This is a genomic window from Pseudomonas sp. efr-133-TYG-5 (assembly GCF_030209175.1).
In the GTDB taxonomy this organism is placed as follows: Bacteria; Pseudomonadota; Gammaproteobacteria; order Pseudomonadales; family Pseudomonadaceae; genus Aquipseudomonas.
The window spans coordinates 1-16,392 of the sequence record NZ_JARVSM010000010.1 but is presented as its reverse complement, the minus strand read 5'-3'; the positions used below and the strand labels follow the sequence as shown (position 1 = coordinate 16,392).

Genomic DNA, 16,392 nt, shown 5'->3' with positions numbered 1-16,392 from the left:
GACCGCCCGGCTTTTTTTTGCCTGCACCTGTCAGATCTGACAGGTGTCGACCCGCGAACGCTCTGTTAGCTTGAAACCCTGCCGGCGCTTCCCTTTCCTGCCCCGGCCACAGGGTTCGTTGCCATGGCAAACGCAGAAGAGCTCGTCACGCCGCCGTCCATCGCAAAAACCGCGTCGATTGCCACCCATGGCCGCAGCTGGGGAGAAATCGGTGCGACCGGACAGCGTTCCTACACGTTGCCCGTGCCGTTCCTGCCCGGCCGTTCGCTGAACCCGGACCTGCAACTGAGCTACGACAGCAGTGCTGGCAACGGCAAGTGCGGCCTCGGCTGGGACCTGAACCTGCCCGCCATCTCACGCAAGACCAGCAAAGGCGTGCCGCGCTACACGGCGGCAGACGTGATGCTGGCCGACGGCACCGAGCTGCGGCCCGCGCTGGACGAGAACGGTCAGATCGAGACGCAAATCCGCCAGCACCGCGCCGCCCGCTACTCGGTGGTGCGCTACATCCCGCGCCTGGAAAGCACGTTTGACCGCTACGAACTGTGGACCCCTGACGACGCTGCAGCGGGCTTCTGGCGGGTCTACCGCGCCGACGGTTCGCAACACTGCTATGGCAACAACAGCGCCTCGCGCATTCATGACCCGGACAACGAGGCGCACGTCGCCGCCTGGTTGCTGGTGGAAATCATGAATGCCGTGGGCGAGCACATCGTCTTCGAGTACAAGCAGGACGACAGCGCACCGGATCCGCGCTTCGACTACCGCGCCCAGCGCTACCTGCGCCAGGTCTGCTACTGCAACAAGAGCGCCAGCGCCGAGCTGCTGTGCCTGGAGCACGAACGCCCGCAGGATCTGGAGTGGCTGTTGCGCCTGGTCGTCGACTACGGCGAACGCAGCGTCGAACCGGACGCCGTGCCGCCCTTCGCGGCCACCGACGAGCAGGCCTGGCCGCTGCGCAGCGACCCGTTGCGCCAGCATCGCTTCGGTTTCGAAATCGGCACCCGACGCCTTTGCCGGCAATTGCTGATGTACAACGACATCGGCGCGCAAAAAGTCCTGGTCAATCGCCTGCTGCTGGAATATGCCACCACGACGCTGCGCTACAACCAGCTCAAAGCCGCGCGCTACATGAGCTACGACGCCAGGGGCAAGGTCCGCCACACGCCGCCGCTGGAATACTTCTACGCCGAATTCAACCTCAATACCGAGCCGCAGGCGTTCCTCGCGCTCGAGCACATGCCCGGCCTCAACGATCGCCAGCCCTACCATTGCGTCGACCTCTACGGCGAAGGCGTGCCCGGTTTCCTCTGCCAGTACGACAACGCCTGGTACTACCGCGAACCGTTGCGCGGCGAGCCCGGTAGCCGGCAGATCGTCTATGGCCCCTGGACCCTGCTGCCGCGGCTCCCCATCGCCGACAGCGAGCAGAATGCGGTGCAGATTCTCACCGACCTTACCGGCGACGGCTGCCTCGACTGGATCGTCGCCCGTCCGGGCAACAGCGGTTACCTGCGCCTCAACCCGGACCGCAGCTGGTCGCCGTTCAAAGCGTTCAAGCAGTTTCCGTTGGAGTTTTTCCAGCAGCTGACACAACTCGGTGACTTGAGCGGCGACGGCCTCGACTCGGTGGCGCAGATCGGCCCGAAAAGTGTGCGGGTCTACGCCAACCTGCGCCAGCAGGGTTTCGCCCCGGCCAGCCACGTGCCGCATGTACCGGACGATGCCTTGCCGCTGTTCAGCGCGGCGCGCAACGAACTGGTGCTGTTCGGCAACCTGCACGCCAGCGACCTCACCGGCCTGTGCCGGGTACGCCATGACCGCATCGAGACCTGGGCCAATCTGGGCCACGGTCGATTCGGCAAAGGCACCACCCTCAGCGCCCTGCCGCTGACTTACGCGCAGTTCGACGCCGACCGCGTGCGCATCGCCGACCTCGACGGCTCCGGTGCGCCCGCGCTGATCTACCTGTGCCCTGACTACTTCGAGATCTACGCCAACTACGGTGGCAACGCCCTGGCGCAGGAACCGCTGCGGGTGCCATGGCCCGAGGACGTGCATTACGACAACCTGTGCCAGGTGACCTTCGCCGACCTGCAGGGCCTGGGTTGCGCCAGCCTGTTATTGACCGTGCCGCACATGACGCCGCGTCACTGGGTCTATCACTTCGTCAGCGAACGGCCGTACCTGCTCAACGGCTGCAACAACAACATGGGCTACAGCGCCACCCTCGGCCATGTCAGCAGCGCGCAAGCGTGGCTGGATGAAAAACGCCAACTGCTCGAAGCGGACCAGACACCGGTCTGTCACCTGCCCTTCCCCCAGCAGTTGCTCGGCTGGTTGCGTCAGGACGATGAAATCACCGGCAACTGCCTGATGCAGTTCTTCGAGTATTTCGAAGGTCGCTACGACGCCCGCGAGCGCGAACTGCGCGGCTTCGGCCGTGTCCAGCAGACCGACAGCGAACTGACCGCGGGCAAGGCCGAAAGCGGCCACACCGCACCGATGCTGAGCAAGCACTGGTTCCACACCGGCCACTGCATCGATCCGGTGTTGAACGGCACCTGCCGGCTCGACGATGACTACACGCCGCTCGGCGCAACGCTGTATTCGCGGTTCAACGCGGTCACCGCCAGCGAGGTGGCGGGCAAGCCGCTGGCGGTCGACGAGGCGGAAATCGCCTACGCCCTGAGCGGGCGCCTGCTGCGCAGCGAAGTGTCCCAGGCCGACGATCCCGAACCGGCGCCGCTGTTCGCGCAAAGCGAAATCCGCTACCGCGTGCGCCAGACCCACGACCGGCCGTCGAGCCTGCTGGTGCTGGAACAGGAAAGCCGTCGCTATCAATACGAACGCTTCATGGCCGACCCGCGCTGCCAGCATCAGGTCAGCCTCGCCTGGGATGCATTCGGCCGGCTCGTCCACGGCTTTACCATCGACTGCGCGCGCCGCCGTACCGACGCCGACGATCCGCCGTTCGAGGAAGAAGACCAGCGCCGCGCCTGGACCGACAGCTTCGACGAGCAACAACAGGTGTCGTACCTGAACGAAAGCCGCGCCGATTTCCTCGACCTGAGCGACGCGTCCCACTGGCTGCTGGGCCTGCCCGCACGCCAGCGCAGTAATGTGCTGATCCTGCCCAAAGGCGCCTTGCCCGGTGGCCTGAATCCGCCGCAGATCAGCTACGAAAACCTGCTCGAGCACCAGGCCAGCAGCGAATGGACGGCCCTGCGCCAACTGACCGCGCTGTCGCAGCAGCACTACCTGCGGGACGACGCGGGTGCCGTGCGCTACCCGCCACTGCAAGGTCCGACGCAACAGGCGGTGTTCGACAAACAGGCGCTGGACGCCTACGCCGAGGTGCCGGCGCCCTTCGCCATTCGTGACGAACTGCAACAGCTTGGCTACGCGCCGATGGCGCTGTTTTTTCCCGAGGATCCGGCAGAAGATCGCCAGCGCAATCTGTGGTCGGCCGACAGCGGCTTTTATACCTACGCCGGCGCTGAAGACTTCTACCGGATCAGCGCTGTGCAACAGACCGCCAGCCACGGCATCACCCGGATCAGCGCCGACGCTCACAAGCTGCTGACCAGCGCCATCACCCTGCCGGACGGTTGCCTCACGCAGATTGCCTACGACTACCACCACTTGCTGGCGCAGCGCATCACCGACGCCAACGAGAACATTCAGGAAGTGCTCTACGCCGCCGGCGGCCAGCCGTTGGCGCACAGTTTCTACGGCACCGAGGACGACCTGCCGGTGGGCTTCGACCCCGTGGCCAGCTATCCGCTGCCGGCGGATACCCGCCCGACCTGGCTGATCGAAAACCCCAGCGAAGCGCTGGCCGCTGCCGCCAGCGTGGTGAGCAGCGATCTGTTCAGCTGGATGCCGCAGCTGCCGCCCGAGATCCAGCCTGCCGAGCGCCAGCGCTGGCTCGAGCAAGGCCTGATCCTCGCCGATGGCCGGGTCCGCGCGTCGGCCCTGCGGCGCCTGGCGCAGGCCGATGGCGCCGAACCGATTCTGCGCGAACAGCTGCGTCGCGCCACCCGGCAACCGGTACACAGCGTGGCGCTGACCGCCGACCGTTATCCAGACGATCCGCTGCGGCAGATCCAGATCGTGCTCAGCCATGTCGACGGATTCGGCCGCGAGTTGCAAAGCAAGCAACTGGTCGACCCGGGCCTGGCGTTCGTCGCCACCGCCGACGGTGATCTGCAACTGGACAACGGAAAGCCGTGCGAGGCCCTGGCCGAACGGCGCTGGCGGGTCAGCGCGCGGGTCGAGTACAACCACAAGGGCGAAACCATCCGCGTCTACCGCCCGTATTTCCTCAACGACTATCGCTACATCAACGACAGCTCGTTGCGCCAGCACGGCTATCACGACCAGTTGTTCTACGACGCACTCGGACGGCAGATCCGAACGATCAATGCCAAGGGCGATCTGGCGTTCGACCTGCTGCACCCGTGGTTCACCTGCAGCTACGACTACAACGACACTTACCAGGGCGCACCGGAACAACCCGCCAAGAGGCGCCGGGGATGAATGCCAGCGTGCACTGGCGCACGCCATCGGTGGCCGTCAGCGATCCGCGCGGCTTGCCGGTGCGCCAGGTCGATTACTTGCGCACGGTGCCTGGCGGGGATGTCACCCGCCTGATCGCCCGGCAGTGCTTTGACGCCGCCGCGCGCCTCGTCGAGCAGCGCGATCCCCGGCTGTTCGCCAGTGCCGGCAAGGCCAACCTCAGCACCGTGCACACCCTCGATGGCCAGCCGCTGCGTATCGACAGCGTGGATGCCGGGCGACAACTGACGCTACCCGACTCAGGCGGACAACCCGTGCAGCGCTGGGACGCTCACGGCAGGCATTGGCGCAGCCGCTACGACCCGCGGCTGCGCTTGCTCAGCCGCGCCGAAAACGCCGAGCCGGACAGCGAAACCTTCACCTACGCCGATGCCAGCGCCGCCGCCGGGCGCAACCTGCGCGGGCAACTGATCGGCGTGCGCGAGTCGTCCGGCACGCTGGCGTTCGACAGCTTCAGCCTGTTCGGTCAGGCCACGGGCGAAACCCGCACGTTCGACGACGGCCAAGCCTGGCGCAGCCGCCAGACCTTCAGCCCGCTGGGTGTGCGTCTCGAACACTGGGACGCCGCCGGTCACTGCCAGCAATCGAGCTACGACGTCGCCGGCCAGTTGCAACAACTGCGCCTGCGCCTGGCCGGCCACACCGACTGGCAAGCGGTGCTGGTGGATGCGCAGTACAGCGCCAGTGGGCAGATCAGCCGGCAAACGCACGGCAACGCCGTTGTCTGCCACTGGCACTACGACCCGGCCGACGGCCGCCTGCTGCAACAGCGCGGGCAAAAACCCGGCGAGCCGCCGTTGCAGGATTTCGAGTACGTCTACGACCGGGTCGGCAACGTCGGCACGATCCTCGATCACGCCTTCACCCCGAGGTATTTCGCCAACCAGCGCATCGATGGCCAGCGCACCTTCACCTACGATTCGTTGTACCGCCTCAGCAGCGCCAGCGGTCACGCCGACGCGCCGCCCTCGGACCATCCCGCGCGGCCACAGCCGAGCGATCCCAACGACCGCCGCAATTACCTGGAACGCTACGCCTACGACGCCGGCAACAACCTGATCAAGACCACCCACGTGCGCGATGGCGCCAGTCACACCCGTGAGATGTTCATCGACCCGGCGAGCAACCGCGGCGTGCGCTGGCAACCCGGCGATCCGCCGCCGGACTTCGCCAGCCTGTTCGACCGCGCCGGCAACCTGCTCGCCGTGCAGCCGGGTCGGCCGCTGCGCTGGGACAGCCGTGGTCAGTTGCAGACGGTGACCCTGATCGATCGTGGCGGCAGCGGTGACGATCAGGAAAGCTACCGCTACAGCCAGGGCGCGCGGGTGTGCAAACGCCACGAAACCCACACCGGCAAGACCCGCCATTTCCATCAGGTGCGTTACCTCGACAACCTGCAGATCCGCACGCGCGACAACGGTGAGGAACTGCACGTCATCACCCTCGCCGCCGGGGTCGGCACTGTCAGCTGCCTGCATTGGGTCAGCGGCCGGCCGGCGGAAATCGACGCCGATCAATTGCGCTATGTCCTCACCGACCACCTCGGCTCGGCCCTCACCGAACTGGATGGCCAGGCGCAACTGATCAGCCAGGAACGTTACCTGCCATTCGGTGGCACCGCGGTGCTGACGGCGCGCTCGCAGCTCGAAGTCAGCTACAAGACCGTGCGCTATTCGGGCAAGGAGATGGATGTCAGCCGCTTCTATTACTACGGTGCGCGCTACTACGCCGACTGGTTGCAGCGATGGATCAGCGCCGACCCGGCCGGCGCCGGGGACGGCCTGAACCTGTATGCGTTCGTCGGCAACCAGCCACTGGCCTACGTCGATGCCGGTGGCAACGCCCGGGCGCACAGCGTGATCATGCTCTACGCGCAGTTCATTGCCGCCGTCGACGACCATGCCGGACAGACCCTCGAACAACTGCACAACATCATTGCGCAGAAGAACATCGTCAGCAGTCTGCTGAGCAACCTCGCCGGGGAAGTCCTGCGCGGTATCGCCGGGTATGAGGGCGGGGTGATCGGCGGCGGCCAGTTCGACCTGGCGTTCCCCGGCTCGCCCTTCACCACGCCGTACACCACCGGTGGCGGTCTGATCGGCGGCAATATCGGCGGTGACGTCGCGGGCGCCCTGGCGGATCCCCCGGCGAACAGCATGGGGCTGAGCGTCGGCCCGCTGATTCCGCAGACCTCGCAGATCTCGGTGAGCGCCATCGACAGCAGCCTGGGCATCAGCGACGCGGTGAAGGAAATCAACACCTGGCGCGACGTCAAGGACGAACTGATCCACCCCGTGCTGGACTCCGTGCTCAACCCGGAATTCCTGATGAACCGGGTGATGGCGTCGTGGATCTCGATTATCCCCGCCTCGATCAACCTGTTCGCCCGCGCGGTGGAAGCCGAAGACATCAAGAATCGCCTCGACCCGGTGAAAATCGACAAGATCGACACCCTGCTCGCCGACTGGAAAAGTGCCATCGAGCAGCGCTGGGCCTGGGCCGAAGCAGCGTTCGATGCGCTGGGCCGCGACACCATCTACCCGGCGCAACTGCTGCCCAACGTCAATCACATGACCGCCCAGGAAACCCTGGCGCCGATCACCCGTTCAGCCCTGCAACAGCAGACGCGCGGCACCCTGGCCAATATCGCCCAGGCCCAGCGCGGGCTGGCGGCCTACAAGGAAATGGGCACCACCGACAATCAGTTCCTGCGCCGCCAGGCCCACCCCGTCGCCAGCCGCCGCTCGACCTGGTTCAGCGGATGAACAGCCCGCCCAGCGTGCCCTGGCGCACGCCATCGCTGAGTGTTCATGACTGCCGGGGCATGGCGGTGCGTCAGGTGGCGTACCTGCGCAGCGCCGTCGATGGCCCGGTGCAAACCCTGATCAGCCGCCAGCGCCACGACGCCGGCGGGCACCTGATCGAGCAGTACGACGCGCGTCTGCCTGCCCCGGTGATCCGCAGCGTCTATGGCCTCGACGGCCAGCCCCTGCGGGTCGACAGCGTCGACGCCGGACACCTGCTCAACCTGCCGGGCGTGGCCGGCGAGGAAGTGCAGCGCTGGGATGCCTTGGGCAATCACTGGCACACCCGCCATGACGAGCAACTGCGCCCCGTGGCCGTTGCCGAGAATGGCGCGGCGGACGTCGACACGTTCATCTACGCCGACGCCTCGGCGGCCGCCGGGCACAATCGCCGCGGTCAGTTGATCGAACTGAACGACCCGGCGGGCCAGTTGCGCCTGGTCAGTTTCGCCCTGACGCCGCCCGGTCAGGCCGTGCGCGACAGTCGTACCCTCGACGCTGGCCCGGCCTTCGTCAGCCAGCGCCGTTTCAGTCCGCTCGGCGCCCTCCTCGAGCAGACCGACGCCGCCGGCCATCGCCAGCAATCGACTTACGATGTCGCCGGGCAGTTGATGCAGGTGCAGTTGCAACTCAGCGGGCAAACCACCTGGCAAACGGTGCAGCAACAGGCGCACTACAACGCCGCCGGGCAAATCGTCAAGCAGCACAGCGGCAACGCGGTGATCAGCCGCTGGGGTTATGACGCCGCCGACGGGCGCCTGCTGCAGCAATGCGCGCAAAAGCATGGCGAGGCGCCGTTGCAGGATCTGCAGTACGTCTACGACCGCGTCGGCAACGTCACCGCGATTGTCGATCACACCGTCATCCCGCGTTTTTTTGCCAACCAGCGCATCGACGGCCAGCGCACTTTCACGTACGACTCGCTGGATCGCCTGCTCAGTGCCAGCGGCTACGCCGATGCGCCGCCGGCGGACAACCCCGGGCGGCCACAACCGAGCGACCCCAACGACCGGCGCAATTACCTGGAACGCTACGAGTACGACGCCGGCCACAACCTGATCAAGACCACCCACGTACGCGACGGCGCCAGCCACACCCGCGAAATGTTCATCGATCCGGCGAGCAACCGCGGTGTGCGCTGGCGCTCTGGCGATCCCGCGCCGGACTTCGAACGGCTGTTCGACAGCGCCGGCAACCTGCTCGCCGTGCAACCGGGCCAGCCGCTGCACTGGGACAGCCGCGGCCAGTTGCAAGCAGTGACATTGATCGATCGTGGCGGCCGCGGTGACGATCAGGAAAGCTACCGCTACAGCCAGGGTGCGCGGGTCTGCAAACGCCACGAAAGCCACACCACCCGCACCACTCACGTGCACCAGGTACGCTATCTGCCGGGGCTGGAAATCCACAGCAAGGACAACGGCGAAGAGCTGCATGTCATCAGCCTGGGCATCAGCCGCGGCGGCGCGCGTTGCCTGCACTGGGCGCAGGATCCGGCAGCCATCGGCACCGATCATCTGCGCTACACCCTCGACGATCACCTCGGCTCGGCGGTGCAGGAACTCGATGCACACGCGCAGCTGATCAGCCACGAGGGTTACCTGCCCTTCGGCGCCACGGCCTTTCTGACCGCGCGTTCGGCGGTGGAGGTCAGTTACCGCACCGTGCGTTATTCCGGCAAGGACCTGGATATCAGCGGCTTCTACTACTATGGCGCGCGTTACTACGCGCCGTGGCTGCAGCGCTGGATCAGCGCCGATCCGAGCGGGGATGTCGACGGGCTGAACCTGTACGGATTCGTCGCCAACAATCCGCTGCGCTTCATTGACCGCGATGGACGTGGCCTGGGCGAGTTTATCGATGGCTTTGTCGAAACCCCGGGGCAGCGCGACACCCGCAAAGCCGAAAGCGCGCAGACCCAGGCGCAGTTCCAGGCCAACATGGCGTTGTCGCGCGCCGTCGACCGCCATGCGCGGATCCTCGACTTGACCACACGTCGGGCGCAGGAAGCGCAGACCCAGCTGCTCAATCACCAGTCGGCGCCGGCCCATGCGAAGTCCGCGGCGCTGCGGACCGCCGCCCATGTCGGCGGCCAGGTGGTGAGCTACGGAGCGGGCATCGGCATCGGCGCCGCGGGCGCGGCATTGGGTAGCGTTGCCGGGCCGGTGGGGACGGCGCTGGGGGTGTTCCTCGGCATCGCCGGCAAGAAAGCCGTGAGCCTGGGCGTCGACTTCGCCATGGAACGCCTCAGCCTCAGCGCCTCGGTCAAGTTCAAGTCGGGCAAGCTGGACCCGAACCGGATCATCGCCAAAGGCGAGTACAAGACCATGAACTACGGCTCCTACGCGTTGAACAAATTTCGCGGCATCGTCCATGGCCTGGTCGCCATGAACCAGAAAGGCCTGCTCAAGGCCGGCAAGGAAGGCGTCACGGTGGGCGCCAGTGTCGGCATGAAGGCGGCCAATACGCCGTTTTCCAGCGAGATCGGCGCCGTCCTCAGCACGGTGACCGGCACCTTCGAGATCCTGCACGAGGTGGCCGGCGCCGGGCAGACGCTCAGCGAGGAGAAAGTGCGCAGGGCCGACTCGTACATCGATGCGCTGGTCGACGTCCTCAACGCCTCCCTGGGCGAGATTCAAGGCAAGTTCGAGCAGGCCGGACGCGATTCGATCCACACCTACCAGCCGCTGAAGAAAATCTTCGGCGCCGATGCCAGCGGTTCGCTGGCCAGCCTGACGCAAGCCACGGCCAACACCATCCGGCAACTGCGCAGAACGCAGAACCTGCTCCGCGGTGCCTGAAACAGGTCGCGCTGCCGAGGCACCGCAAGCGCTGCAGCGGCATGCTATCGTGCTCGCCCCGTCCTGCGCCTGATACCCCTATGCTTGCGACTTCACGCCCGTTGCGTCTGCTGCTGTACACCTTGCTCATCGCCGCCGGCGCCGTGCTGGCCGCCAGCCTTGCCGTGCGTCACGCCGAGCGCCAGGCGCTAGAAGAGGACGCGGCGCGGGCCAACCAGCAGCTGGCGCTGTACGCCAATGCGCTGCACACCCTGATCGACCGCTACCGCGCCCTGCCCGCCGTGCTGGCGCTGGACCCGCAATTGCGTGCGGCCCTCGCCGGCCCGGTCAGCCCCGAGCAGCAGGCGGCGCTCAACCTCAAGCTGGAAAAAATCAACGGCGCCGCGCAGTCGTCGACCCTCGAACTGCTCGACCACAGCGGTTTGGCGGTGGCCGCCAGCAACTGGCGCCTGCCCAGCAGTTACGTCGGTCACAACTACGGTTTTCGCCCCTACTTCAGCCAGACCCGCACCCAGGGCAGCGGGCGTTTCTACGCGGTCGGCGTGACCAGTGGGATTCCCGGCTATTTCCTGTCCAGCGCGGTGCTCGGCGACAACGGCGAGTTTCTCGGGGCGATGGTGGTCAAGCTGGAATTCCCCGAGCTGGAGCGCGAGTGGAGCCAGGGCAGCGACACCCTTTTGGTCAGCGATGCGCGCGGCATCATCTTCATCGCCAATCAACCCGGCTGGCGCTATCGCCTGCTGCGTCCGCTCGATGCCAGCGACCTGGCCGAGATCAGGCGCACGCGCCAGTACGACAAACAGACACTGCTGCCGCTGACCCATCTGCCGCTGCGGCATTTCGACGAGAACAGTGACCTGACCCGCGTCGAAGGCCCGCAAGGCACGGCGGATTATCTGTGGGAATCGCTGCCCCTGGCAGCGGAAGGCTGGACCCTGCACCTGCTGCGCCCGCCGCAGGTGGCCTTCGAGGACCTGCGCAACGCCGGGCTGGCTGCCGCCGGGGTGTGGCTGGCGCTGGTGTTCCTGCTGCTGTTCCTCAGCCAGCGCTGGCGCCTGGCGAAGATGCGCCGGCGCAGTCGTGCCGAACTCGAACAACTGGTCGAGGAGCGCACGCGCGATCTGCGCACCGCCCAGGACGGTCTGGTGCAGTCGGCGAAACTGGCGGCGCTGGGGCAGATGTCGGCGGCGCTGGCGCACGAAATCAATCAGCCGCTGACCGCCCAGCGCATGCAACTGGCGACGTTGCGCCTGCTGCTCGAACATGGCCGCGTCGACGATGCGTACAAGGCGCTGAAACCGGTGGATGACATGCTCACGCGCATGGCTGCACTCACCGGCCACCTGAAGACCTTCGCGCGCAAGAGCCCCAGCGGCCTGCGCGAACGCCTGGACCTGGCCACGGTGGTCGATCAGGCACTGCAGTTGCTCGATGCGCGCCTGCGTGACGAACAGGTCAGCCTGGTCCTGCACCTGACTCGCCCGGCCTGGGTGCGCGGCGACGCGATTCGCCTTGAACAGGTGCTGATCAATCTGCTGCGCAATGCCCTCGATGCGCTGCAAGGAATTGCCTGCAAACGTCTGGAAATTCGCCTGGAAGCCGACGAACAATTGTGGCGCCTGAGCGTCTGCGACAACGGCCCGGGCATCGCCGAGGAACACCTGGGCCAGGTCTTCGATCCGTTCTTCACCACCAAACCGGTGGGCGATGGCCTCGGCCTCGGGCTCGCCGTGTCGTTCGCCATCGTGCACGAATCCGGCGGCCGCCTGAGTGCGGAAAACGGTAGCACCGGCGCGGTGTTCACCCTGACTCTGCCAATCGATCTGGAGGCGCGTATCTGATGCTCAATGCGGTGATGGTGGTCGATGACGAAGGCAGCATCCGCAGTGCGGTGGAGCAGTGGCTGAGCCTGTCCGGGTTCCAGGTGCAACTGTTCAGCCGCGCCGAAGATTGCCTGGCGGCGCTGCCGAAACACTACGCCGGAGTGATCCTCAGCGATGTGCGCATGCCCGGCCTCAGCGGTCTCGAGTTGCTAGCCGAAGTGCAGCGCCGCGATGCCGATCTGCCGGTGATCCTGCTCACCGGCCACGGCGATGTGCCGATGGCGGTCGAGGCGATGCGCGACGGTGCCTACGATTTCCTCGAGAAACCGTTCAGCCCGCAAACACTGCTCGGCAGTCTGCGCCGGGCGCTGGAAAAGCGTCGCCTGGTCCTGGAGAACCGAGCCCTGCACGAGCAGGCCGACAACCGCGCACGCCTCGACGCGACGCTGCTCGGCGTGTCGCGTGGCTTGCAGACCCTGCGGCGGCAAGTGCTGGAGCTGGCGGCCTTGCCGGTCAACGTGCTGATCCGTGGCGAGACCGGCAGCGGCAAGGAACTGGTCGCACGCTGCCTGCATGATTTCGGCCCGCGGGCCGACAAGCCGTTCGTGGCGTTGAACTGCGCAGCGATTCCCGAGCAGTTGTTCGAGGCCGAGCTGTTCGGGCATGAGAGCGGCGCGTTCACCGGGGCCTCGGGCAAGCGCATCGGCAAGCTCGAATTCGCCGATGGCGGCACGCTGTTTCTCGATGAAATCGAAAGCATGCCGCTGGCCCAGCAGGTGAAACTGCTGCGCGTGCTGCAGGAGCAGAAGCTCGAGCGCCTGGGCTCGAACCAGAGCATTCGCGTCGACCTGCGCATCGTCGCCGCGACCAAACCCGACCTGCTCGACGAGGCCCGCGCCGGACGGTTTCGCGAAGACCTGGCGTATCGCCTGAACGTCGCCGAACTGCGCCTGCCGCCACTGCGTGAGCGGCGCGAGGACATTCCGTTGCTGTTCGACGCCTTCGCCCGCCAGGCCGCCGAACGCCTGAACCGCAGCCTGGCGCCGTTGAGCGGCGCGCAACTGAGCCATCTGCTCAGCCACGACTGGCCGGGCAATGTGCGCGAGCTGGCGAACGTCGCCGAGCGTCAGGTGCTGGGGCTGGACGAACCGGTGCAGGGCATCGATCCGGGGCAGTCGCTGGCGGCGCAGCAAGAGGCGTTCGAGGCGCAGTGTCTGCGCGCGGCGCTGACCCGGCACAAGGGCGATGTGAAAGCCGTGCTGGAAGAACTGCAACTGCCGCGTCGCACCTTCAATGAAAAGATGCAGCGCCATGGTCTGACCCGGGAAATGTTTGTTCCGGGCAGTTGAATTTTGCAGTGTTTGATCGGGCCTCTTCGCGGGCGAGCCCGCTCCCACCGGGTTTTGTGCTGGACGCAAAACTTGTGAATACCACCGACCATTGTGGGAGCGGGCTTGCCCGCGAAGAGGCCGGCACGGGCAACAGATAGCCAGCCGCTTGAATGAGCAATTTTCCGCTCACCACAAAACAGCCATAAGCGGATTTCCGCTCATCAAGTTCTGTCACCCCCTCTAAACCGGCCCTCCCGCCGTTGGCACAGCTCCTGCTATAGCCCCGGCAGGCTGCGTTCCCGCGCGCTCCACAAAAACAATTAAACGAAGGATCCTTCAATGGATAACTCCAACGCCCTGCCCCTTGGGTCGGCTGCCGTGCCGGCCAAACCCAGAACAACCGCCAGCCGCATCAAGTCGATCTTCAGCGGTTCCGTCGGCAACATGGTCGAGTGGTATGACTGGTACGTCTATGCCGCCTTCTCCCTGTACTTCGCCAAGACCTTCTTCCCCGCCGGTTCCACCACCGCGCAACTGATGAACACCGCCGCGATCTTCGCCGTGGGCTTCCTGATGCGCCCGATCGGTGGCTGGCTGATGGGCCTGTACGCCGACAAGGTCGGCCGTAAAAAGGCGCTGATGGCCTCGGTCTATCTGATGTGCTTCGGCTCGCTGCTGATCGCCCTGAGCCCGAACTACGAAACCATCGGCATCGGCGCGCCGATCCTGCTGGTGTTCGCCCGTTTGCTGCAGGGCCTCTCGGTCGGCGGCGAGTACGGCACCTCGGCCACCTATCTCTCGGAGATGGCGACCAAGGAACGTCGTGGCTTCTTCTCCAGCTTCCAGTACGTGACCCTGATCTCCGGCCAGCTCATCGCCCTGGGCGTGCTGATCGTGTTGCAGAACCTGCTCACCACCGAACAGCTGTACGCGTGGGGCTGGCGTATTCCGTTCGCCATTGGCGCGCTGTGCGCCATCGTCGCGCTGTACCTGCGTCGCGGCATGGAAGAAACCGAGTCGTTCACCAAGAAAGAGAAGTCCAAGGAAAGCGCGATGCGCACCTTGCTGCGTCATCCCAAGGAACTGCTCACCGTGGTCGGCCTGACCATGGGCGGTACATTGGCGTTCTACACCTACACCACCTACATGCAGAAATACCTGGTGAACACCGTCGGCATGAGCATCTCCGACTCCACCACCATTTCCGCCGCCACGCTGTTCCTGTTCATGTGCCTGCAACCGATCATCGGCGGCCTGTCGGACAAGATCGGCCGACGTCCGATCCTGATCGCCTTCGGCGTGCTCGGGACGATTTTCACCGTGCCGATCCTGATGACCCTGCACACCATCCAGACCTGGTGGGGCGCGTTCTTCCTGATCATGGCGGCGTTGATCATCGTCAGCGGCTACACCTCGATCAACGCCGTGGTGAAGGCCGAACTGTTCCCGACCGAAATCCGCGCCCTGGGCGTCGGCCTGCCGTATGCCCTGACCGTGTCGATCTTCGGCGGCACCGCCGAATACATCGCGCTATGGTTCAAGAGCATCGGCATGGAAACCGGTTACTACTGGTACGTGACCGCGTGCATTGCGGTGTCGCTGCTGGTGTACATCACCATGAAGGACACACAGAAACACTCGCGCATCGTGACTGACTGATCGTGCTCATGCAGCCACTGCAACGGTGGCTGTGATGGCCCCTTCGCGAGCAGGCTCGCTCCCACACTGGATCTGTGATCGACACAAATTCCTTGTGGGAGCGAGCCTGCTCGCGAATGAGGCGACTGGGTATCAGCTCAACTCGGCAACCGACGGCTTGCCATAACGCTTCTGCGCATACGACGCACCGACGATCATCACCAGCAGAATCCCCGCCAGCACCGCCGACGAACCGATGGTGCCGAAGTCCAGGCCACCCTTTTCATGGGACTTGGTCATCAAGTCGCCCAGCGTCGCGCCGAACGGCCGGGTCAGCACAAACGCCACCCAGAACAACAGCACCGTGGAAATCCGGGTGAAGTACTTGAGCAGGACGACCACGGCAATGGTCGAGCCGACCAGCAGTGCGCCACCGGCAAAGCCCAGGCCGGAATCGTCGGCCAGGTAATCGCCCAGCGCGGTGCCGAGGGTGTTGGAAAACAGAATCGCCATCCAGTAGAACATCTCGCCGCGAAACGTCTGCACCTTGTTGACGTTGAGCGAGTCGCCGCTCAGCCGCCACGCCGCGAAGATCGCCAGCAGAATCGCGATCAGGATCATCGAGCCGGTGGCGTAGCCGAGCTCCAGCGTGCGGTCCATGAAGTCGGACATGGTGGTACCGGCGGTGCTGGTCGAGAGGATCACGATCCAGTACAGCAACGGTTTGTAGGTCTTGGCCAGCAACTGGGCGACCAGGGTCAGGACGAACACGCTGATGAGGATCAGCGAGCTGAGGGCGTAACCGACGTTGAGCGTCATCGACAGCAAATCCCCCGCGGTTTCCCCCAGGGTCGTCGCGCAGATTTTCATGACCCAGAAGGCCAGGGTGATTTGTGGAAGTTTATTCATTGCAGGGCAAGCTCCAGTTTGAGACGGCCGATTCTTGGTTTTCTGGCCGTGGGCAGACTGGCGTTGCGCAAGTGAAAAAGCGGTCGGGAATCCATGAAAAATCTGTCACAACGTGAAAAAGCCGCGATTAATCCCCCATTAATGCTGGCGCGGCACGCTGCACCCACCTGATCGATGACCTGCGCGACGGTCGCTGCGATGACCCGAGCGAATTCGATGCGTCGCCCTTAACATCAAGTTAATCGATAATTTTTAGCATTATTTTGCGCTTTTTAATCAATTTAGTTGGCGTAGCATTGATCTCAAGCAAGACACATCGCCAACCCATTCGGAGTCACTGACATGAAAACCAAACTGATCCTCGCCCTGACCCTTTCTGTACTGGCTGCCAACAGCTTCGCTGCCGATGGTTTCGACCGCACGGGTTCGGCGCTGGCTGCTGACGGTTACGATCGCACCGGTTCCGCCACCGTCGCCGAAGACGGCTACGACCGCACTGGCTCGGCCA

7 protein-coding genes are annotated in these 16,392 nt (G+C 65.1%); 6 read left to right on the top strand and 1 reads right to left on the bottom strand.

What is annotated here, in order from left to right; all coding sequences use genetic code 11:
• Window positions 1-123 precede the first annotated feature (123 nt).
• The 6 genes from QRN70_RS26260 (at window position 124) to QRN70_RS26235 (ending at window position 14,996) form a co-directional block, all read left to right on the top strand.
• Window positions 124-4,542 (top strand): SpvB/TcaC N-terminal domain-containing protein, encoded by a 4,419-nt coding sequence (locus QRN70_RS26260; protein WP_285420772.1) that lies wholly within the window; start codon window positions 124-126, stop codon window positions 4,540-4,542.
• The gene (locus QRN70_RS26255) at window positions 4,539-7,346 is read left to right on the top strand and encodes an RHS repeat domain-containing protein (protein ID WP_285420771.1); all 2,808 of its coding nucleotides are present in this window, start codon (window positions 4,539-4,541) and stop codon (window positions 7,344-7,346) included. Before QRN70_RS26260 ends, QRN70_RS26255 begins: the two co-directional genes overlap by 4 nt.
• Window positions 7,343-10,183, top strand: coding sequence for an RHS repeat domain-containing protein (locus tag QRN70_RS26250; protein ID WP_285420770.1), 2,841 nt, complete (start codon window positions 7,343-7,345; stop codon window positions 10,181-10,183). Before QRN70_RS26255 ends, QRN70_RS26250 begins: the two co-directional genes overlap by 4 nt.
• A gap of 80 nt (window positions 10,184-10,263) precedes the next feature.
• Window positions 10,264-12,024 carry a sensor histidine kinase gene (locus QRN70_RS26245; RefSeq protein ID WP_285420769.1) on the top strand — a complete coding sequence of 587 codons (1,761 nt, stop codon included), beginning with the start codon at window positions 10,264-10,266 and terminating at the stop codon, window positions 12,022-12,024.
• A complete protein-coding gene (mifR, locus tag QRN70_RS26240) occupies window positions 12,024-13,355 on the top strand; it encodes a two-component system response regulator MifR (protein WP_285420768.1) in 1,332 nt (443 codons plus the stop codon). Before QRN70_RS26245 ends, mifR begins: the two co-directional genes overlap by 1 nt.
• A 321-nt stretch (window positions 13,356-13,676) precedes the next feature.
• A complete protein-coding gene (locus QRN70_RS26235) occupies window positions 13,677-14,996 on the top strand; it encodes an MFS transporter (RefSeq protein WP_285420767.1) in 1,320 nt (439 codons plus the stop codon).
• 132 nt (window positions 14,997-15,128) lie between these two features.
• Here the strand turns inward: QRN70_RS26235 and QRN70_RS26230 are convergent, their stop codons facing one another.
• Window positions 15,129-15,884 (bottom strand): COG4705 family protein, encoded by a 756-nt coding sequence (locus QRN70_RS26230; RefSeq protein WP_285420766.1) that lies wholly within the window; start codon window positions 15,882-15,884, stop codon window positions 15,129-15,131.
• Between the last annotated feature and the right edge of the window lie 508 nt (window positions 15,885-16,392).